Here is a 20,313-nt window from a genome sequence, read left to right on the forward strand (position 1 = left end):
TTTTCTGTATTCAATTTTTAAGATTATAAAAGATGAAAATTACATTTTACGGCCACGCTAGTTTAGGTATAGAAGTTAATGATGTTCATATTCTTGTAGATCCTTTTATTTCGGCTAACGAGAAGGCTTCTCACATTAATATCGACGAGTTAAAAGCCGATTATATTTTAGTGACACACGCACATCAGGATCATATTTTAGATGTTGAAGCAATTGCAAAACGAACAAATGCAGTTATTGTTTCAAATGCTGAAATAGCAACCTATTACCAAAATAAAGGGTTTGAAGCGCATCCAATGAATCACGGTGGTCATTGGGATTTTGAATTTGGTACGGTAAAATATGTTGTTGCCTTACATTCATCATCGTTCCCTGATGGAACTTATGGCGGACAACCAGGAGGTTTCGTTATCGAAGGCGAACATAAAAACATTTACATTGCAGGCGACACGGCGTTGACTTACGATATGCAATTAATTCCAATGCGTATTAAGTTAGATTTAGCCATTCTTCCCATTGGCGATAATTTTACAATGGGAATCGATGATGCGATTACCGCCAGTGATTTTGTAGAGTGTGATAAGGTGTTAGGCTATCATTTCGATACGTTTGGATATATAGAAATAGATCATGAAGAAGCAAAGCGTAAATTTTTCGATAACGACAAAGATTTAATGTTGTTGGAAATTGGAGAAAGTATAGAGTTATAGATGATAAACGCTTCGTATAAGAAATACATATTAAATTTTAAGCAGGCCTCTGGTACGTCCAGAGGCGTGTTACGAACCAAGGAAACTTGGTTTCTTATTTTAAATCAAAACGGAAAAACCGGAGTAGGGGAATGTGGCGTGTTTAGGGGATTGTCTGCGGATGATAAACCAGATTACGAAGACAAATTAAAATGGACCTGCAAGAATATTCATTTAGGTTTAGACAAGTTGCTATTTGAATTAATAGAGTATCCAAGTATTCAGTTTGGTTTAGAAATGGCTTTCAAATCTTTAGAAAGCCAAAATGGTTTTGAGTTGTTTCCTTCAAAATTTACACAAGAACAAGACCCGATTGCGATTAATGGATTAATCTGGATGGGGTCTGAAGATTTTATGAAGCAGCAAATAGAAGACAAGCTAAAAGCTGGCTTTTCTTGTATTAAAATGAAAATTGGTGCTATCGATTTTCAATCAGAAGTCGATTTGTTAAAATCTATTAGAAATGAGTTTTCAGCAAAGGATATTGAATTACGAGTGGATGCCAATGGGGCTTTTTTACCTTCCGAAGCTTTAGAAAAACTAAAAGTATTATCGGACTTAGAACTGCATTCTATCGAGCAACCCATTAAACAGGGGCAGATTGAAGACATGGTAAGACTTTGTGACGAAACCCCGTTACCTATTGCGTTAGACGAAGAATTAATTGGTGTTTTTCATGTAACAGAAAAGAAGAAGTTACTACAAACAATAAATCCGCAGTATATTATTTTAAAACCGAGTTTAGTCGGTGGTTTTAAAGGCAGTGATGAGTGGATTTCTATTGCAGAAAATAATAATATTGATTGGTGGATAACAAGTGCTTTAGAAAGTAATATTGGGCTTAATGCCATAGCACAATACACTTATCAAAAACAAAGCCCTTTACCACAAGGATTAGGTACAGGGGGACTGTTTACAAATAATTTCGACTCACCGTTAGAAGTCATTAATGGTGCATTAACATATAATAATCAATTAAACTGGAACTTTAATTTATAAAGGATGTATATAGCTCAGGCATTTAACACGTTGCACGATTGGTGGCGTTACATTATAGGGGTGTTTATTATTGTTGTTGGCGTGTTTATTGGTCAGGTGCCATTTACGGCAGCAGTGATGATAAAGGCTTTTAAAGACGGTAAAAATCCATCGGAATTGAATCAATCCGTTATGATGAGTTATTTAGAACCAAACCTGAATTTATTCTTGATGTTGTTGTCTTTTGCGGTTGGTTTGGTAGCTTTGTTATTGGTTACAAAATATCTTCATAAACAATCGTTTACACAACTAACAACGTCAAGAAAACAAATTGACTGGAAACGTGTGTTATTCATTTTCTTCTTTTGGGGCATCATTTCAAGTGGTTTGGTAATAGTTGATTATTATATGACTCCTGAAAATTATGAACTCAATTTTCAATTAAAACCCTTTATTATACTCTGTATAATAGCTATCATTTTTGTGCCGTTACAAACCAGTTTTGAGGAGTATATGTTTAGAGGCTATTTAATGCAGGGAATAGGCGTTTCTACAATAACTAAAAGGTTTCCTTTGGTTTTAGGGTATATCTTATTAGTTGTTTTAGTTTTGATCTATTCCAATAGTCTAGAAACAATTTCATTTGTGTTTGGGATATTAGAATTTCTTTTATTATTCGCATTAGGTGTCTTTATATTTAATTCTAAGCACATAGATCGTTTAATGAATTCAAATATATATAATAGAATTTACTACATACTTAGAAGAAATTCAACACCATTAATTATAACATCAGCTGTTTTTGGATTGTTGCATATTGCAAACCCTGAAGTTGAAAAACTAGGACCAATGATTATGGTCTATTACATTGGTACAGGATTATTCTTAGGAATTATGACCTTAATGGATGAAGGTATGGAACTGTCGTTAGGCTTTCATGCTGCGAATAATTTGTTTACAGCGCTTTTAGTTACAGCCGACTGGACAGCGTTTCAAACGCATTCCATTTTAAAGGATATGTCCGATCCTTCAGAAACGGCATTAAGCGAAATTTTTGTTCCGGTATTTATAGTTTTTCCTATCATTTTATTCATTCTTTCGAGAATTTATAAATGGACCGGTTGGAAAGAAAAACTATTCGGAAAGGTTGAAGAACCAGCATTATTAACTTCAGAAATAGACACGATTGGACATGGTACCGACATTTAAAAATATCCATCTAAAATTTAAGGTTAACGGATTTCATTATTCAAGAGAATACTTAATAGAACTAGCATACGACTTTGTTAAGGAAGGTAAATCTTTTGAAAGAGAAATTGGTGATTTTTTGTTTGATTGGTTAGATGATAGTGAAACTATAAAGGTGAAAACATCTGGGTCGACAGGAACACCAAAAACAATGGAGTTATCGAAACAGGCGATGGTAAATTCGGTTTTGGCCACCGGAGACTTTTTTAGTTTGGTGCCTGGTAATAAGGCCTTATTATGTCTACCGGTAACCTATATCGCTGGGAAAATGATGTTGGTTAGAGCTATGATTTTAGGGTTAGAACTCGATATTGTAGAGCCATCTTCCAATTTGGAATTCGATACAAATAAGGATTATGATTTTTGTGCTATGGTGCCTATGCAGTTAGAAAAGGTATTGGATAAAGTCGATAATATAAAAACCATAATCGTTGGTGGTGTTCCGGTTTCAAACAGTTTAAAAACAAGTATTCAAACATTAAAAACCAAGGTGTTCGAAACGTATGGGATGACAGAAACGGTGACACATATCGCTTTGAAACCCGTTAATAATACGTCAAATTCAAAGCCTCATTTCAAGGTCCTACCGGGAGTTACTATTTCTCAAGATGATCGGGGTTGTTTAGTGATTGAAGCTCCTAAATTATGTCAGGAGAAAATCATTACGAACGACATTGTTAAAATTCATTCGGAGATGGAGTTTGAATGGTTAGGGCGTTTCGATAATGTCATAAACTCTGGAGGTGTTAAACTTTTTCCAGAGCAGATTGAAGCTAAACTTCAGGGTAAAATCATGAGTCGATTTTTTGTAGCTTCAGAACCTAATAATGAATTAGGCGAACAACTTATTTTAGTTATTGAAAGTAAATCAAACGAATTGAACTCGGAAGTGTTTTCGACTTTAGATAAATTTGAAAAACCCAAAGCTATTTATGCAGTTAAGCAATTTGCTGAAACCTCTTCAGGTAAAATTCAACGAAAAAATACATTGGCGTTAATAAAAAAATAAGTTTCTTGTAACAAGAACCCATTTTTTAATACTAATAGTTGTCCTTGTAGGGCAATTAGAATTCCCCTTTGTTAATTAATAAATAGAAAATTAATTTATATGAACTTTATCAAACGCGTGTTATCGACCGTTACAGGTATCTTTGTATTTTTAGGTATTTGTGTTGTATTACTTGTTGTTGTCGGACTTGTTTTTGGCTCCTCATCAGAAGAAATCGTAAGAGTAAAGCCTAATTCGGTACTCGATTTAAAACTCGATTTTCCAATTAAAGACTATGCCGGAAAAACAGAATTTGAACAGTACGAATTTTTAAATAAGGATGATAAAAATGGACTTTTTAATATTATCGACGCCATAAATTATGCCGCAACCGATGATAAAATAAAAGGAATTTCAATTGATAATAATTTTATTAATGCAGGAATATCTCAGACTAAAGCCATTCGCGACGCTTTAATAGAGTTTAAAGAGTCAGGGAAATTTATAACCGCATACGCCGATATTTATACACAGAAAGATTATTACTTAAGTTCCATTGCCGATACAATTTTTATGAATCCTGCCGGGATGATGGAGTTTAAAGGTTTGTCTTCGGAGCAATTGTATTTTAAAGATTTTCAGGAAAAAACAGGATTGAAAATGGAAGTGGTACGCTTCGGAAAATATAAAAGTGCCGTAGAGCCATTCCTTGAAAACGAAATGAGTGAAGCTAACAGAGAGCAGGTAGAAGTGTTTTTAAATTCTATCTGGTCTGAAATTAAATCTGAAATATCACAAAGCAGAGGTGTTTCCTCCGAACAATTAAATGGTATTGCAGATAGTTTGTTAGCACGAAATGCTCCTCTAGCAAAGCAAGCCAAACTTATTGATAAAATTGCCTATCACGACGAATATCTAGCCGGGTTAGAAAAGGCTGCAGGAACTGAAGCTTCAAAAAAGTTGGAGATGGTTTCTATTTTTGATTATGCTGAATATACGGCCACTAATATGTTGACCAACTACAGTAAAAATAAGATTGCCGTGATTTATGCTGAAGGTGAAATTATTTATGGAGAAGGCGAAGAGGGGGCCGTTGGTCAAGGTGTAATGACAAGGTCGCTGCAGGAAGCCAGACAAAACGATAAGATTAAAGCAGTTGTTTTACGAATTAACTCTCCGGGAGGAAGTGCCTTAGCAAGTGAGTTAATTTGGCGTGAAATAGAATTGACTAAAAAGTTAAAACCGGTAATTGTATCTATGGGTAATTTGGCTGCATCCGGAGGGTATTACATAGCGTGTAATGCTGATAAAATTATAGCCGAACCAACAACTATAACAGGAAGTATTGGTGTGTTTGGAATGTTGCCAAACGGAAATGCTTTAGCCGAGAAAATGGGAATCAACGCCGAGCAGGTATCAACGAATAAAAATTCTGTTACCTATAGCTTTTTTGAACCGTTAAATGACACGCAACACGATTTTATAAAAGAAGAAATTATAAGCATTTATGAGTTGTTTACCGGACGTGTAGCCGAAGGGCGAGGCATGGAGCAGGATAAGGTAAAGGAAATTGCTCAAGGCCGTGTCTGGACAGGTGCAGATGCCTTAAAAATAGGTTTAGTAGATGAATTAGGAGGGCTAGATTTAGCTCTCAAATATGCTGCTGAAGCTGCTGGTGTTTCAGAATATAATATTAAAGAGTTTCCAATTTATAAGAAAGATTTAGATAAGATTTTAAGACAATTTGGATTAGCTGAAGCTAAAGAAGATATTATGAAAGAGGAGCTAGGAGAGGAGGCTTACAACTTATTAAAGCAAGTAAAAACAACCACACAGCGTAAAGGTATTCAGTTGTTATTACCTTATGATGTAGATATTAAATAAGTGTTTTTATGACATCGAGAATAGATGAAGATAATTTCGACATAAAATTAAAAGAGCATTATAAACTTTATGTACTATTGAAAGATCAAATCATTTTCGAAAAGGAATTAAGAAGTAGGGGAGTCAGATATTACTCAAATATTAACGAACAGCCATCAATTGATGGAGGGATTAGGTATTTTTTTCTTGATTCAGATATGAAAACCGTAGACCTAGTGTTGATAGAAACAGGAATTGTTGCAACAATGGAATCTCTAATGATTACTGATTTTAGTTTTCAAAGGAATATCAGTAAAATGTTGATTTTAGTAATGGGTGTATTTTTTGGACTAATAATTCTTGTTGTAATAATTGGAAAAATAATAGGTTGAAAAAGATAAAACATAATAAAAAAAAAAGAGCGACCATTTGGTCGCTCTTTTTTTATTGTTGCATTTTAAAGTAATAATCTAAAGAGTGTTTTCCCGAACCGTAGAACAGGAAAAATATACACACTACAAATGTAATAAGTGCAAGAATTAAATTTCCGGAATGCATTTCTCCAACAAAATTAATGAGTATTGCACCAATTAAAATAGGTAATTGTCCAATAATTGCCCAACGGGTAAGTAAACCAAAAGCAATGAGCATGCCACCTATAAAATGAGCAGGTGCCACATAATGTATGGCAACCATACCGCCAGCCCAGTTTTGCATAGGTTTAAAAAGTTCGACTAGCATCATACTGTCAGACATAAAACTAATGCCTTTAATAAACAGAAAGACACCAAGAGCAACACGTAATATATCCAAAGGCAAATAAGTATGCGCATTGGCCCACTTATTAAGTGTTTTTATTGTATCCATAATTAAAAGTTGTTGATTTTCAATTAATAAGATACAAAAAATAAAGCATAAAAGCCAATTAAACTTGTATCACACCAAGGTTAAAAGGTTTCTCAATAGGCGCATGGTTTGCCGCTTCAATACCCATACTAATCCATGTTCTGGTGTCTAACGGATTAATAATAGCATCCGTCCAGATGCGTGCTGCTGCGTAATACGGTGATACCTGCGCATCGTATCTCGATTTAATGTCGTTATAAAGGGCTTTTTCTTTTTCAGGAGTAATGGTTTCTCCTTTCTTTTTAAGTGAAGCAGTTTCAATTTGAAGTAAGACTTTCGCAGCCGAATTCCCACTCATTACGGCTAATTCAGCACTTGGCCAGGCAACGATTAATCTAGGATCGTATGCTTTTCCGCACATCGCGTAATTTCCTGCTCCGTAACTATTTCCCATAATAACTGTAAATTTAGGGACTACTGAGTTACTCACTGCGTTAACCATTTTAGCGCCATCTTTTATAATACCACCGTGTTCACTTTTACTACCTACCATAAACCCGGTAACGTCTTGTAAAAATACTAAGGGAATTTTCTTTTGGTTACAATTCGCAATGAATCGTGTGGCTTTATCAGCACTATCGTTGTAAATGACACCGCCAAACTGCATTTCTCCTTGTTTGGTTTTTACCAGTTTACGCTGATTGGCTACGATACCAACAGCCCAACCGTCAATGCGGGCGTAGCAGGTAATGATGGATTTTCCATAACCTGCTTTATATTCATCAAATTCTGAGTTATCAACTAACCTTTTAATGATTTCGTAAGTGTCGTATTGATCGGCTCTCGATTTTGGCAATATGCCAAAAATATCATCTTGGTTTTCCTTTGGTTTTTGCGGCTCAGCTCTGTTAAATCCGGCTTTGTCGTAATCACCAATTTTATCGACTATGTTTTTTATGGTGTCTAAAGCGTCTTTGTCGTCTTTAGCTTTATAATCGGTAACACCGGAAATTTCACAGTGGGTTGTAGCGCCTCCTAAAGTTTCGTTATCTATAGTTTCACCAATGGCAGCTTTCACTAAATAGCTTCCGGCTAAGAAGATACTTCCTGTTTTATCTACGATTAAAGCTTCATCACTCATAATTGGTAAATAGGCACCACCAGCTACACAACTTCCCATTACGGCAGCAATTTGGGTAATACCCATACTACTCATAATGGCGTTATTTCTAAAAATGCGCCCGAAGTGTTCCTTATCTGGAAAAATTTCATCCTGTAATGGTAAATACACGCCAGCACTATCTACTAAATAGATGATAGGTAGTTTATTTTCAATGGCTATTTCCTGAGCTCTTAAATTCTTTTTAGCGGTAATAGGAAACCAGGCACCTGCTTTTACGGTGGCATCATTAGCCACGACGATGCATTGTTTGCCTTTAATATATCCTATCTTTACAACCACACCTGCCGATGGACAGCCACCGTGCTCTTCGTACATGTCTTCACCAGCAAAGGCGCCAATTTCAATGGATTTAGTTTTAGCATCTAACAGATAATCTATACGCTCTCTAGCGGTCATCTTCCCTTTACTGTGAAGCTTTTCAATGCTCTTTTTACCGCCGCCTAAATGTACTTTAGCTAGCCGTTTTTTAAGTTGTGATACTAAAAGTTTATTGTAATCTTCGTTCTTATTGAAGTTTAAATCCATTGACGTGTAATTTGTGGCTAAAATACAAAAGTTTCAAATTAAACTTAAAGCTAATGTTAAGATTATACTAAAATATATTCCTTAGAAATAGTTTCCTTGGAATGTAAATTTATTTTTCATATCTTTGACAAAGATTTAAGATATAATATATAGTTATGAAAAAGATAATAGCCTTTGCAGGAACCAATAGTAAGCAATCCATTAATAAACAATTAGTAACCTATGCAGCCAGTTTAGTAGAAGGTGCAGAAGTGACTATTTTAGACTTGAATGATTTTGAGTTACCACTTTATGGTATTGACTACGAAAATGAACATGGTATTCCTGAAAACGCATACAAGTTTATTGAATATATTAAAAATTCAGATGGTATTTTGTTATCGTTAGCAGAGCATAATGGTGCATATACAGCAGTATTTAAAAATTTGTTTGACTGGATGTCCAGAATTGAAGGAAAAACGTTTTTCGATAAGCCTATGTTATTAATGGCAACGTCGCCAGGAGGGCGAGGAGGAGCATCGGTATTAGATGTAGCGAAAAGTAGATTTCCTTGGCATGATGCCGATATTATAGAGGTGTTTTCATTGCCATTTTTCGGAAATAATTTTGCTAATGGAAAAATTGGAAATGAAGAATATAATACGCAATTAAAGAATGCAGTTGAACAGTTTCAAAGTAAATTACAAGTAGAAACTGTGTAAGTAAAACACAAATTGTTAAAAGTTATGGGAGATTTAGCCAAAGAGATAAATTCGAAGTTTGCAAATAATAAGCAAAAAGCGTTGGTGAATATTCTTTATACAGGGAATTGGATTTCAAGTTGCCAAAACGAATTTTTTAAGTCTTATGGTATTTCGCCTCAGCAATATAACATCCTTCGTATTTTAAGAGGAGCAGGAGAGGCGCTAAACGTTCAGGTGATTAAAGACCGTATGATTGAGCGTGCACCTAATGCGACAAGACTAATGGATAAATTATGTGCTAAAGATTTTATTGAGCGGTTACCGTGTGCGCATGATAGGCGTGTGGTGAAGATAGCCATAACAGAAAAAGGATTGAAACTTTTGGCATCGGTTCCAGATGATTTCAATAAAGATTTAATTAAAAACCTTACCGAAGAAGAAGCAGAACACCTAAGTCATCTGCTTGATAAAATGAGATAAAAAGAAAGGAAAGTTTAAAATGAAGACAGTAATTCACAAATCAGATAGCAGAGGTTTTGCAAACCACGGATGGTTACAGGCGAATCATTCCTTTAGTTTTGCAGGTTTTTATAACCCTGAGAAAGTACATTTTGGTGCTTTACGTGTTTTGAATGATGATATGATAGCACCGAGTATGGGCTTTGGTACGCACCCTCACGACAATATGGAAATCATTACCATTCCGTTAAAAGGTGTACTGAAGCACAGAGATTCAATGCATAACGAATGGCAAGCCGTATTGCCAGGAGAAGTACAGGTCATGTCTGCAGGAACTGGGGTGCAACATTCAGAAATAAATGGTTCAGCTGAAGAGCATTTAGGTTTATTTCAAATCTGGGTGTTTCCAGACAAACAAAATGTAGCACCGCGTTACGATCAAAAATCATTTGATGAAACAGAAAGAAAGAACAAATTACAAACTTTAGTGACTTCCATTGACGAGAATCATGAAAGTAGTTTAAAAATTCATCAAGATGCTGTATTATCTCGAATAGATTTAGATAAAGGGCAAACGTTTAACTACAGTCTGAAAAGCGATAAGCATGGTGTTTATGTCATGAATGTCTATGGAGAGTTTGTTATTGATGGAAATATTTTGCAAACAAGAGATGCTATAGGTGTTTCTGAAGCTTTAGATTTTGAAATAGAAACAAAAGAAGATTCCAGTATTTTATTTATTGAAGTACCTATGGAATTCTAAATATGTTGATTAATAGCAAAAGCCCGACCAACTTGGTCGGGCTTTTTTTTTGTCTATTTTAATGGTTTAAGAATAGCATGCTTCAACCGTTTTTTTGCGTTTGGTCTGTTTCTGTCGGAGTGCCATAATAATCAAAGCAATAATGATTCCTGTTCCAGCCATAGCAGCACCAACCCAATCGGCTGCTGTATACCCAAAACCCATGGCAATTGGCAATCCGGCAAAATACGCACCGGAAGCATTACCAATATTAAAAGCACTTTGATTTAGCGAAGACCCTAAGGTTTCAGAACCTTTAGAAGCTCTTATAATAGCGACTTGAATTGGTGTTGAAATACAAAAGGTTATCGTCCCAATTAAGAAGGTCATTACTAAAACAAGAATTTTATCATGTGCTAGATAGGTGTTAAGCGCTAACGCACTAACCATAAGGATTAACGTAATAATGATGGCCTGCATCGGACCAAATTTTTCAGACATTTTAGCGCCAATAAAATTACCGATTACCATACCTAATCCCGCAAGTATCATGGCAAGAGATACCATTTCGTCCGGGTGTCCGGCAACTTCAGTAATTAATGGTGCTATGTAGCTATACCAGGCGAAGAATCCACCAGTTCCGATAGTAGTTAGTAGGATAATCAGCCAAAGTTCTACACGTTTAAATATTTTAAATTCGCTAATAAAACTGTTTTCAGATGATTGTTTCAATACAGGCATCCACAGTTTTACTCCGGTAACTGCCAATATACCAACAATGCCCACCATAAGAAATGAGGTATTCCAGCTAAAATGTTTACCTAAATAAGTTCCAAGCGGTACCCCTAAAAGGTTGGCAATGGTTAATCCGCTAAACATGATAGCAATGCCTTGAGCTTCTTTTCCAGGTTTCGATAATTTTCCTGCAACGACGGCTCCAATACCGAAAAATGCACCATGGGGTAGCCCCGATAAAAATCTCAAAATTAAAAAAGAGGTATATCCTGTTGCAAATGCTGAAAGCGTATTAAATACCGTAAACCAAAGCATTAAACCTAAAAGCACTTTGTGCGCTGGCCATTTACTCCCTAAGCCTGTTAGGAGAGGAGCACCAACAACTACGCCTAAAGCATAAGCCGATATAAAATGTCCTGCCTGCGGAATGCTAATAGAAAAGGCAGAAGCGACATCAGGTAAAATCCCCATGATGACGAATTCTGTGAGTCCGATTCCAAATCCACCAATGGCTAAAGACAATAAGGATTTATTCATAAAAAATGATTTTTATAATTTATTTCTGGTGAAAACCAAACCACAAAAGTAGTTGTAAATACTGGTGCTAAAGCATTATAAATGGTAAAATAAATGTTAATTAAGAAGTATTGAATATAAAACCAGTTCTGTTCGTTTTAATTAATTATTTTCCTAGGAAAATTAATGTATTCTTAAGAAATAGTTTCCTAGGGAACAAAATGTAAATTAAAGAAGTTATTCATTTGAAAATGAAAATAGAAACAGAAGTGGAAGAGGGATTAGAATTAACAAAGAAATAATATTAATTTATAAGTTTTCCAATTCCTGTTAAAAGTACGATATTTGTCCTTTAAAATTTTGCGCAAAGGGTTGAAGTGGCATCCTTTTTACGTCAGTTCGAGTGATTCGTTTTAAGCGAATTGTATCGAGAACAAGTAAAAAGATACAGCGTAAAACCTGACCTTGTGAAGCAAGGATGCGTCCTAAGACTAAAATAAAATTAATTATGGCAATGAATAAAAATACCGTGTTATCATGGGCAACTTGGATTATGATTTTTGTAGGTTTAAGTTTAATCGCTCTTGGAGCGTTTAGATACGATGACGTAGCAGGTTGGGGTTTTGCAGCCGTTGGTATCGGGTTTTTTGCAGTTGCCTGGGTTTTTAATGCTTTAAAAGGTAGAGTATAATATGAGTGACGACAAGAAAGTAATTTTCTCGATGTCTGGTTTAACCAAGACATTTCAAGGTGCAAATACACCTGTTTTAAAAAATATTTATTTAAGCTTTTTTTACGGAGCAAAAATCGGGATTCTTGGTTTAAATGGTTCTGGTAAATCCACTTTGCTTAAAATTATTGCCGGATTAGATAAGAATTATCAAGGCGATGTAACCTTTTTACAAGACTATTCGGTAGGGTATTTAGAGCAGGAACCACAGTTAGATGAGGATAAAACCGTTATGGAAATTGTAAAAGAAGGTGCCGCTGAAACGGTAGCTATTCTTGATGAATACAATAAAATTAACGATATGTTTGGTTTGGAAGAAGTGTATAGCGATCCAGACAAAATGGAAAAGCTAATGAACCGTCAGGCAGCACTTCAAGATCAGATTGATGCTTCTAACGCCTGGGAACTGGACACCAAATTAGAAATCGCTATGGACGCGTTACGTACGCCAGATGGGGATAAAAAGATTAGTGTACTTTCTGGAGGAGAGCGTCGTCGTGTGGCTTTATGTCGCTTGTTATTACAAGAACCAGACGTGTTATTACTGGATGAGCCTACCAACCACTTAGATGCTGAGTCGGTACACTGGTTAGAGCAACATTTAGCGCAATACAAAGGAACCGTAATTGCGGTAACGCACGATAGGTACTTTTTAGATAACGTTGCAGGATGGATTTTAGAGTTAGACAGAGGGGAAGGAATTCCTTGGAAAGGGAACTATTCATCTTGGTTAGACCAGAAAGCGAAGCGTTTAGCGCAGGAAAGTAAATCGGCTTCTAAGCGTCAAAAAACGTTAGAGCGTGAGCTTGAATGGGTACGTCAGGGAGCAAAAGGACGTCAAACCAAACAAAAAGCGCGTTTAAAAAACTACGATAAATTATTAAGTCAGGACCAGAAACAACTGGACGAGAAGTTAGAAATTTATATCCCTAACGGACCTCGTTTAGGAACCAATGTTATTGAAGCCGTTGGTGTAAGCAAAGGTTATGACGATAAGTTACTTTATGAAGACTTAAACTTTAACTTACCACAAGCTGGGATTGTAGGGGTTATTGGTCCGAATGGTGCTGGTAAAACAACCATCTTCAGAATGATTATGGGGGAAGAAACACCAGACAAAGGTGAATTTAAAGTCGGGGACACGGCTAAGATTGCATATGTCGATCAAAGTCATTCGAATATAGATCCGGAGAAAACCATTTGGCAAAACTTTAGTGATGAGCAGGAATTGGTATTTATGGGTGGAAAAGAGGTGAACTCCAGAGCCTACTTAAGTCGTTTTAACTTTTCTGGAGGTGAACAGAATAAAAAAGTGAAGTTGTTATCGGGTGGAGAACGAAACCGTTTACACTTAGCGATGACACTTAAAGAAGAAGGAAACGTACTGTTACTGGATGAGCCTACCAATGACCTTGATGTAAATACGTTAAGAGCGCTTGAAGAAGGTTTAGAAAACTTTGCTGGTTGTGCCGTAGTGATTTCTCACGACCGTTGGTTCTTAGATCGTATTTGTACACATATTTTAGCTTTTGAAGGCGATTCTCAAGTATATTTCTTTGAAGGAAGCTTTAGCGAATACGAAGAAAATAAAAAGAAACGTTTAGGTGGCGATTTAACACCAAAACGTATTAAATACAAAAAATTGGTTCGCTAATTTAGTAGAGTCATTTGATATAAAAAAAGCCAGCTAAAAGCTGGCTTTTTTTATATTATCAAGTTTAATTGTTATTGTACATATGGCCTTCGGTAAAATCTGTATATTTTTCTTCTTTACGAGCCATTTCTTCACTTATCTTATCAAGACGTTCATTTTCCTTTTTTAATTTGTAGGACTTTCTAATACCTAAAACAAGAAGTATCGAAAAAAATACAACGACTATAACAAGCACAGTCACAATGTCTATTTGGCTTAGTAAAAGCTTAGACGCCGATAGTTTAATAGGTAGCATAATAGATGCTTTAGAATGATTTAATAGCTAATCAAATATACTATATTTTGTTGATTAAATAATTAAAAATGATATTGTTATAAATTTTAATGTAAGAAGTTTATTATTTGTTTTTTCCGTAATGCCCTTATTTTTAAAGGTATTTCGGTGAAATAGGCAGACTAAAAATGGCTTAAAAATTTATTAAAAAGCATTATCTTTTCAATAGATTTATAATCAATTTTTAATAATGAAAGACATGCGTGTAAAAGATATAGACAGCCAGTTGTTATCTGATAATTACTATATATTAAATAAACTTACGTTTAAGTATTTAATGAGTAATGGCCAATGGGTTACTCAAATGCGCGAGGTTTACGATCGAGGGGATGGTGCCGGTATTTTATTGTATAATCCCCAAAAACAGACGGTTATTTTAACCAAACAGTTTAGAATGCCAACGTTTATGAATGATAATACCGATGGCTATCTGGTGGAAATTTGTGCAGGTATGTTAGATAAAGATAATCCAGAAGCTTGTATTATAAGAGAAACAGAAGAGGAAGTGGGCTACCGATTAAAAAAGGTTAAGAAGGTATATGAAGCGTATTCTTCTCCCGGAGTAATGACAGAGAAAATGCATTTTTTTATAGGTGAATATACTGATGATATGAAGGTGAATGACGGAGGAGGTTTAGATAGCGAACATGAAGATATTGAGGTTCTTGAGCTACCTTTTTCAGAAGCTATTAATATGTTGAATTCTGGTAAAATTCATGACACCAGAACGATTGTATTGTTGCAATATGCTTTAATTCATAACCTAATGGAAGCACAAAACAACTAAAGGTTGTTTTGTGCACTGATAAAGTCGGTTATTAAATACGTGATAAGTTTACCAACTTGCGATGCCGTTTCAGGGCTTGGAGCTGCTTCACAAATGTGTAAGTAGCTGGCATTAGAGTGCTCTCCAAAAAAACTAACAAATCGTCTGGCATTATTGACAGAGAAACCACTTGGTGTCATGGCGCTGCTTGGTATATTTTCAATTGTATCACAATCCACTTCAATACCATAAGGACTACTGCTAACAAAATCTAGAGCCTCTTTTAAAGCTACTGAGAATTTTATTTTGTGAGTCACTTCAATATCTTCGAAGGTAGTGTAATGTATATTATCTAACTTTTTCAAAGTTTTAAAAAGACCCCTTGAGGTGTAATTTTGTTGCAATCCGAAAATAGAATAGTTTTTTAGAAAGCCTTCAGAATACGCATAACTAAAACCGTTACCACTATGTCTACCTTCTTCAGCTCTAAAATCGGAATGCGCATCCATATTTACCACATTGATGGGTTTTCCTAAAGCTAGACTTGTTCCTTTTATATTCCCGTAGGCGTTATTATGTCCGCCACCAATAATAATTGGCTTCTTTCCAGCTCTCACAATTTGGTTGATTAAAAAAGAGACATGAGCGTCTATTTCTTTTACAATCTCTCTGGCTTTTACAAAACTTTTCTTCTTATCAGGATTTAAAAGAGATAATTTTTCTAATTCTTCAGAAAAATCTAAATGTCCCAAAATTAAAACGTTTTGAGGTGTTGTAAACTCGTTACTTTGTATGTTTAATAGGGTTTTTAAGGCAATTTCCCACGTTTTAGAAGTGCCTGTTTTACCATGATTAGCGAACACTCCTACATCCTCTGGTAAACCAATAATTACATGCTTGACGTCCAAACTTTTAAGTTGGTCGTATATATTTGAAATGCTGGTTAAGAGCTGAATGTCTTGACCAAACTTGGATTCACCAGAACGTTTGTTTAATAGTTTATTTAAACTATTTTTATCGAATAAAATGAGTTTATCCATGTGAGTAAATAAATTTTGAAACGAAATTACATCATTATTTATTTGTGGCATTATAAAAGTAAAAAATATTAAATAACGTAGATTTTAATCATTAAAAACAAGCAATTATGGAAAACAACAAAAGCAGTATCGGTTTGAAGGTTGCGTTGGGGATTGCAGTAGTTCTATTTTTAGGAACAGCATTCTATTCAATGAACTTGTACCAGGAGAGTAACAAAGTTCAAAAGGACTTAACAGAAGAAAAACAAAAAGTGATGGATGAATTAAGCTTAATGGCGAGTCAGTATGATGAAGCTATAGGTGAAAATGAAGTTGCCAACCAAAATTTAATAGAAGCCCGAGCACGTATTCAAGGGTTGATGGATTCATTAAAAATCTCTGAAACTAACGTGAAAAGCTTATGGCGATACAAGCAAAAATATGTGTCTTTACAAAAAGAGATGGATGTGTTGTTAGCTCAAAACGATTCTTTAAAAGTACAGAATGCTTATTTAGCAACCTCTTTAGATAGTACCCGTGTGCGCCTGGAGGAACGTACCATGTTTAACGATTCGTTATTATTACAAAATACAGCTTTAGCAGAAGTTGTTTCTAATGCAGCGGTGCTTTCTGCGGTAGATTTAAAAGCTTCTGGTGTTATTGTAAGAACATCTGGTAAAGTTATCCCAACAGAGCGTGCAGGACGTAGTGATAAAGTAAGAGTATGTTTTATTGTTGCTAAAAATAAATTGGTACAAGCCGGCGATCAGGAATTATATATTCAGGTAATCGATCCTAAAAACAATATCATTGGTTTAAACGAGCAAGTACAGTTTGATGATGTTACTTTAAATTATAGTGTAATTAGTAAGTTTAACTATGAAAATTCAAACTTAAATGTATGCGAATTTATCGCCCCTAATGGCGATGAAAAATTTGATAAAGGTCGTTACATTGTGAATGTTTTTAATGAAAAAGATTTAGTATCTACATCAGAATTTACGCTTAAGTAAACATATATAACCCAAATCGTATAAAACCTCAAGTGAAAGCTTGGGGTTTTTTCATACAATAATGTTTCGTTTGAAAGAAATTATTTTGCTCTTGCTCGAAATTCAAATTAAATGTTGTGATATAACAGCATAACTTATACATTTGATGGTATGCACTGCATATGTATGACTTAGGAGATTAATAGCAACTCATCCCTTTTGTTAAATAATGCATCTGTTATAACTAACTAATACCAAATAAGCATGTACTAATGCTTGAAAACCTTTTAATAGAATGCAATTAGAAGAAGAAATTTTAAATTCTTTTTCAAATATTTCTAGTGAAACATTTGAAGAACTTTTAAAAGTGTCGGAGTTAAAAACACTAAAATCAGGTACCCAACTGGTTAAGTTAAACGAAGTTCCCAATAAGGTATATTTACTACTTTCAGGGGTAGTTAGGTGTTATATTTGTACCGAATCAGGAAAGGAGTTTAATAAAAGCTTTTACCTGTCCAATAGTTTTTTTGGCTCGTTAACCGCTTTAATGAAAAACCAACCCTCACAATTTGTGTTTGAGACACTTACGGATTGTGAAATTCATGAAGTCGATTTTAAAAAAGTCATGGAGTTAGCCGAGACAAATTTATCGGTTAGCAAACTATATAATAAAGTACTGCAATCGTTTTATGTGTTGTATGAAAAACGCCTGGTGGATTTAATTTCACTTGAAGCTAAAGACAGGTATTTAGAATTACAAAGACAAATTCCTGATGTAGACAAAATTATACCACAATATCATATAGCATCGTATTTGGGTATTACACCAGTTCAATTGAGTCGAATACGAAAAAAAAATGAAATCAATTAACATTTGTTAATTGATTGGTGGCTGTTAAGTAATATATTTGGCAGGAATTCCTTTCTTAAGTATACCTAATTAACTAACAAGGAAAGATTAATAGCTAACCAACCAATAAAAAAAACAGGTCATTTAAATGACCTGTTTTTTTGTTTTATAAGGTTTGGATGTCTTTTATTTTAAGCTTCCAACCATGTCTTCTGGTTTTACCCAGTTATCGTAATCTTCGGCAGTTACATACCCTAAATTAACGGCTTCCTCTTTTAAAGTGGTTCCATTTTTGTGGGCTGTATTAGCTATCTCAGCTGCTTTGTAATATCCAATTTTTGTATTTAAAGCAGTAACAAGCATTAAAGAGTTATTAAGTAATTTTGTAATAACTTCTTGGTTTGGTTCGATACCTACTGCACAATTTTCATCAAAACTTACACAAGCATTACCAATTAGCTCCGCCGATTGTAATACATTGGCAGCCATAACTGGTTTAAATACGTTAAGCTCGTAGTGTCCTTGTAAACCACCAACAGAAACCGCTACATCGTTACCCATAACCTGAGCACAAACCATAGTTAAAGCTTCACACTGGGTAGGGTTTACTTTTCCTGGCATAATAGAACTTCCAGGCTCGTTAGCAGGAATAATTATTTCTCCAATTCCACTTCTTGGACCTGAAGCCATTAATCTGATATCATTAGCGATTTTATTTAAAGAAACTGCTAATTGCTTTAACGCCCCGTGAGTTTCAACTAAAGCATCGTGAGCAGCAAGCGCCTCAAATTTATTAGGAGCCGTTACAAACGGTAATTTTGTAAACTGAGCAATATATTCAGACACACGTTTACTGTATCCTTTAGGCGTATTTAATCCGGTACCTACAGCAGTACCTCCTAAAGCTAGTTCACTTAAGTGAGGTAAAGTGTTTTCTAATGCTTTAATACCGTAATTTAATTGCGCTACATATCCAGAAAGCTCTTGCCCTAAAGTTAATGGCGTCGCATCCATAAGGTGCGTGCGTCCAATTTTAACAACATTTTTAAAAGCATCAGATTTCTTTTGAAGTGTATCGCGTAATTGTTTTACACCTGGTAATGTTACCTCTACAATTTTTTTGTAGGCTGCAATGTGCATCCCGGTAGGGAACGTGTCATTAGACGATTGCGATTTGTTAACGTCGTCGTTTGGTTGAATAACCTTATCGCCTTCACCAATAACTTTGCCTGCTAATTGTTGAGCACGGTTAGCGATAACTTCGTTAACATTCATATTACTTTGGGTTCCTGAACCGGTTTGCCAGATAACTAAAGGAAATTGATTATCGTGCTTTCCTTCTAAAATTTCATCACAAACAGCAGCGATTAAATCGCGCTTTTCAATTGGTAAAACCCCTAATTCGCAGTTGGTGTAAGCGGCTGCTTTTTTTAGGTAAGCAAATCCGTAAACAATTTCTAAAGGCATAGATGCTGCAGGTCCTATTTTAAAATTGTTTCTTGAACGCTCGGTTTGTGCGCCCCAAAGTTTATCGGCAGGTACTTTAACCTCGCCCATGGTATCTTTTTCTATTCTAAAACTCATCGTAATAATGATTTGATTAAAGTAACAAAGTTAAGTTTTTTAGAAGGTTTAAAGGCATGATAAAAGTTAGTTTTATTAAATTTTTTCATCTTGAAAATTTAAAGTTAAAATCTCTTTATTAATTCTATTAAATTGATTAGTTTAGTAGGAATTAAAATTTATAAAATATATTAATTATGGCAACAATTAGATTAGGAGATACAGCCCCTAATTTTACAGCAAAATCAACCGAAGGTGATATTAATTTTCATGAATGGTTAGGAGATAGTTGGGGGATTTTATTTTCGCATCCGGCAGATTACACACCTGTGTGTACAACAGAATTGGGTACGGTGGCAAAATATAAGGATGAATTTGCGAAGCGTAATGTTAAAGTTGTAGCCTTAAGTGTAGATGGTTTAGAGTCGCACGAAGGGTGGGTAAACGATATAAACGAGACACAAAATACAACCGTAAACTTTCCAATTATTGCAGATGAAGACCGAAAAGTGTCTGAGTTATACGATATGATTCATCCTAATGCCAGCGAAAAATTTACTGTGCGTTCGGTGTTTGTTATTGGGGATGATAAAAAAGTTAAATTAATTATTACTTACCCGGCTTCAACGGGAAGAAATTTTGAAGAATTGTTACGAGTTATAGATAGTTTGCAATTAACTGCTTATCATAAAGTAGCAACACCTGCTAACTGGAAAAGTGGCGAAGACGTTGTGATTTCACCCGCGATTACCAATGACCAAATTCCGAGTTTATTCCCAAAAGGACATAAAGAAATTAAGCCTTATTTAAGGATAACACCACAACCCAATTTAGATTAACACTTAAATTGTAAAGCATCGATAATTAAAGTCGGTGCTTTTTTTATTAAA

Annotated in this window: 21 protein-coding genes; 15 read left to right on the forward strand and 6 right to left on the reverse strand. The window is 35.0% G+C overall.

Annotated features, from left to right (window positions below; genetic code table 11):
• Positions 1-32 precede the first annotated feature (32 nt).
• The 6 genes from RBH94_RS11545 (at position 33) to RBH94_RS11570 (ending at position 6,218) form a co-directional block, all read left to right on the forward strand.
• Positions 33-710: a metal-dependent hydrolase gene (locus RBH94_RS11545; protein ID WP_188223834.1), complete on the forward strand. Its 678-nt coding sequence runs from the start codon at positions 33-35 to the stop codon at positions 708-710.
• Entirely contained in the window at positions 711-1,748 is a 1,038-nt protein-coding gene (locus RBH94_RS11550; protein WP_307881032.1) for an o-succinylbenzoate synthase, read from the forward strand.
• A gap of 3 nt (positions 1,749-1,751) precedes the next feature.
• Complete coding sequence (locus RBH94_RS11555; protein WP_307881033.1) at positions 1,752-2,936, forward strand: type II CAAX prenyl endopeptidase Rce1 family protein; 1,185 nt, start codon at positions 1,752-1,754, stop codon at positions 2,934-2,936.
• The gene (locus RBH94_RS11560; RefSeq protein WP_307881034.1) at positions 2,920-3,984 is read left to right on the forward strand and encodes an AMP-binding protein; all 1,065 of its coding nucleotides are present in this window, start codon (positions 2,920-2,922) and stop codon (positions 3,982-3,984) included. Before RBH94_RS11555 ends, RBH94_RS11560 begins: the two co-directional genes overlap by 17 nt.
• 99 nt (positions 3,985-4,083) lie before the next feature.
• On the forward strand, positions 4,084-5,847 hold the full coding sequence (sppA, locus tag RBH94_RS11565; protein ID WP_307881035.1) for a signal peptide peptidase SppA: 1,764 nt from the start codon (positions 4,084-4,086) through the stop codon (positions 5,845-5,847).
• Positions 5,848-5,855: 8 nt separating this feature from the next.
• A complete protein-coding gene (locus RBH94_RS11570; RefSeq protein WP_307881036.1) occupies positions 5,856-6,218 on the forward strand; it encodes a hypothetical protein in 363 nt (120 codons plus the stop codon).
• Positions 6,219-6,270: 52 nt separating this feature from the next.
• Here the strand turns inward: RBH94_RS11570 and RBH94_RS11575 are convergent, their stop codons facing one another.
• The gene (locus RBH94_RS11575) at positions 6,271-6,693 is read right to left on the reverse strand and encodes a DoxX family protein (RefSeq protein ID WP_307881037.1); all 423 of its coding nucleotides are present in this window, start codon (positions 6,691-6,693) and stop codon (positions 6,271-6,273) included.
• A gap of 58 nt (positions 6,694-6,751) precedes the next feature.
• The gene (locus RBH94_RS11580) at positions 6,752-8,380 is read right to left on the reverse strand and encodes an acyl-CoA carboxylase subunit beta (protein ID WP_307881038.1); all 1,629 of its coding nucleotides are present in this window, start codon (positions 8,378-8,380) and stop codon (positions 6,752-6,754) included.
• Positions 8,381-8,535: 155 nt separating this feature from the next.
• Between RBH94_RS11580 and RBH94_RS11585 the strand changes: the two genes are divergently transcribed.
• From RBH94_RS11585 to RBH94_RS11595, 3 genes are read left to right on the forward strand one after another with little or no spacing between them, the layout of a single operon-like run.
• Positions 8,536-9,081, forward strand: coding sequence for an NADPH-dependent FMN reductase (locus RBH94_RS11585; RefSeq protein WP_307881039.1), 546 nt, complete (start codon positions 8,536-8,538; stop codon positions 9,079-9,081).
• 24 nt (positions 9,082-9,105) lie between these two features.
• Positions 9,106-9,543 carry a MarR family winged helix-turn-helix transcriptional regulator gene (locus RBH94_RS11590; protein WP_307881040.1) on the forward strand — a complete coding sequence of 146 codons (438 nt, stop codon included), beginning with the start codon at positions 9,106-9,108 and terminating at the stop codon, positions 9,541-9,543.
• Between the two features lie 19 nt (positions 9,544-9,562).
• Positions 9,563-10,285: a pirin family protein gene (locus RBH94_RS11595; RefSeq protein WP_307881041.1), complete on the forward strand. Its 723-nt coding sequence runs from the start codon at positions 9,563-9,565 to the stop codon at positions 10,283-10,285.
• Positions 10,286-10,351: 66 nt separating this feature from the next.
• Here the strand turns inward: RBH94_RS11595 and RBH94_RS11600 are convergent, their stop codons facing one another.
• Positions 10,352-11,536 (reverse strand): MFS transporter, encoded by a 1,185-nt coding sequence (locus tag RBH94_RS11600; RefSeq protein ID WP_307881042.1) that lies wholly within the window; start codon positions 11,534-11,536, stop codon positions 10,352-10,354.
• Between the two features lie 487 nt (positions 11,537-12,023).
• Here RBH94_RS11600 and RBH94_RS11605 point away from each other — a divergent pair, with 487 nt between their 5' ends.
• A complete protein-coding gene (locus RBH94_RS11605; RefSeq protein ID WP_188215789.1) occupies positions 12,024-12,206 on the forward strand; it encodes a CAL67264 family membrane protein in 183 nt (60 codons plus the stop codon).
• A 1-nt stretch (position 12,207) separates the two neighbouring features.
• Positions 12,208-13,899, forward strand: coding sequence for an energy-dependent translational throttle protein EttA (gene ettA / locus RBH94_RS11610; RefSeq protein ID WP_307881043.1), 1,692 nt, complete (start codon positions 12,208-12,210; stop codon positions 13,897-13,899).
• Between the two features lie 64 nt (positions 13,900-13,963).
• Here the strand turns inward: ettA and RBH94_RS11615 are convergent, their stop codons facing one another.
• Entirely contained in the window at positions 13,964-14,194 is a 231-nt protein-coding gene (locus RBH94_RS11615; RefSeq protein ID WP_307881044.1) for a hypothetical protein, read from the reverse strand.
• Between the two features lie 238 nt (positions 14,195-14,432).
• Between RBH94_RS11615 and RBH94_RS11620 the strand changes: the two genes are divergently transcribed.
• Positions 14,433-15,020 (forward strand): NUDIX domain-containing protein, encoded by a 588-nt coding sequence (locus tag RBH94_RS11620; RefSeq protein ID WP_307881045.1) that lies wholly within the window; start codon positions 14,433-14,435, stop codon positions 15,018-15,020.
• Here the strand turns inward: RBH94_RS11620 and RBH94_RS11625 are convergent.
• Positions 15,017-16,039 carry a formimidoylglutamase gene (locus tag RBH94_RS11625; protein ID WP_307881046.1) on the reverse strand — a complete coding sequence of 341 codons (1,023 nt, stop codon included), beginning with the start codon at positions 16,037-16,039 and terminating at the stop codon, positions 15,017-15,019. The two genes, RBH94_RS11620 and RBH94_RS11625, sit on opposite strands and share 4 nt — an antisense overlap.
• Positions 16,040-16,146: 107 nt before the next feature.
• Between RBH94_RS11625 and RBH94_RS11630 the strand changes: the two genes are divergently transcribed.
• Positions 16,147-17,031, forward strand: coding sequence for a chromosome partitioning protein ParA (locus RBH94_RS11630; protein ID WP_307881047.1), 885 nt, complete (start codon positions 16,147-16,149; stop codon positions 17,029-17,031).
• Between the two features lie 274 nt (positions 17,032-17,305).
• The gene (locus tag RBH94_RS11635; protein WP_307881048.1) at positions 17,306-17,881 is read left to right on the forward strand and encodes a Crp/Fnr family transcriptional regulator; all 576 of its coding nucleotides are present in this window, start codon (positions 17,306-17,308) and stop codon (positions 17,879-17,881) included.
• Positions 17,882-18,046: 165 nt separating this feature from the next.
• Here the strand turns inward: RBH94_RS11635 and fumC are convergent, their stop codons facing one another.
• Positions 18,047-19,444, reverse strand: a complete 1,398-nt coding sequence (gene fumC, locus RBH94_RS11640) for a class II fumarate hydratase (protein WP_307881049.1) — start codon at positions 19,442-19,444, stop codon at positions 18,047-18,049.
• 176 nt (positions 19,445-19,620) lie between these two features.
• On the opposite strand from fumC, the gene RBH94_RS11645 reads away from it, so the two are divergent.
• Entirely contained in the window at positions 19,621-20,262 is a 642-nt protein-coding gene (locus RBH94_RS11645; RefSeq protein WP_307881050.1) for a peroxiredoxin, read from the forward strand.
• Positions 20,263-20,313: the final 51 nt, after the last annotated feature.

Origin of the sequence: Aestuariibaculum sp. YM273 (assembly GCF_030908365.1) — a bacterium.
Lineage (GTDB): Bacteria > Bacteroidota > Bacteroidia > Flavobacteriales > Flavobacteriaceae > Aestuariibaculum > Aestuariibaculum marinum.